Origin of the sequence: Longicatena sp. 210702-DFI.1.196 (assembly GCF_020563125.1) — a bacterium.
GTDB classification, from domain to species: domain Bacteria; phylum Bacillota_I; class Bacilli_A; order Erysipelotrichales; family Erysipelotrichaceae; genus Longicatena; species Longicatena caecimuris.
On sequence record NZ_JAJCPX010000149.1, the window covers coordinates 1 to 232 of the forward strand.

Below are 232 nucleotides of genomic sequence, written 5' to 3' on the forward strand. Positions count from 1 at the left end.
CTCCAGCTCATTATCCAGCTGTTATCCCCATAGGTTTTGATGGCAAGGCTGTCAGGAATCAGATTGCCCAGATACTGCCCCAGGCCGTTGGCAAAATTATTCATGATTTCTACCTTCGGCCCAACCAGGACTGCCAGTATCATAAGGCCAAATGCGATATAGAGGTTGGCATCGGATATCAGCTTGATTCCCTTCTCGATCCCGGATACCGCCGACCATATGTATACTACGG

1 protein-coding gene is annotated in these 232 nt (G+C 49.1%); it reads right to left on the minus strand.

Annotation, left to right across the window (positions count from 1 at the left end; all coding sequences use genetic code 11):
- Positions 1–221: BCCT family transporter (locus LI241_RS16040; RefSeq protein WP_227161114.1), on the minus strand; the 221-nt coding region annotated here is incomplete at its 3' end.
- Between the last annotated feature and the right edge of the window lie 11 nt (positions 222–232).